The organism is Facilibium subflavum (assembly GCF_003574485.1).
Lineage (GTDB): Bacteria > Pseudomonadota > Gammaproteobacteria > Francisellales > Francisellaceae > Facilibium > Facilibium subflavum.
Genome location: NZ_QLIT01000139.1, coordinates 1 through 579, shown reverse-complemented (window position 1 = coordinate 579; position 579 = coordinate 1). Strand labels below are relative to the sequence as shown.

1 pseudogene is annotated in these 579 nt (G+C 37.1%); it reads left to right on the top strand.

The features are described from left to right. Window positions 1-69 precede the first annotated feature (69 nt). Window positions 70-579 (top strand): annotated as a pseudogene (locus tag DNK84_RS08755) (hypothetical protein); the annotation flags it as partial.

The window sequence follows — 579 nt, the reverse complement described above, 5'->3', positions numbered from 1 at the left end:
TCTGAACCCCTTTATTTTTAAGCGTTTTCATGTCATTTTTGTTTTGCTAAAAACGTAATAAAAAGAAGCATGGAACACACAAAGGAACTTCAGCAACTACTTAAGCACTATTTTAACGATACTCGTCACACTTTAGAATGCCTAACACTCATTATTTTGGGATTATTTGTTGTACGAAGCATTAACATGGCAAAGCTGGCACGAAGCTTCCCAACACAAAGCAAAGAAGCATCAGTTTATAAACGTTTACAACGCTTTATGAAACGTTTTACATTCTCGCATAAACGTCTATACCAAAGTATTTGTGAGATCTTGGCATTGTCGATGCCAATCACTTTATGCATGGATAGAACCAATTGGAAATTTGGCAAAAAACACATCAATTATCTTGTGGTTAGCATCGCATACAAGGGCGTTTCGATTCCATTTATGTGGTCACTGCTGACAGATAAAAAATGTGGCAACTCTGACTTTAATGATCGACGCAAATTATTTGATCAATTGCTTCAATTCATCGCGCCATGTCAAATAAAATGCGTGCTCTGTGATCGAGAGTTTTTAAGTGGCGATTGGGTTGCC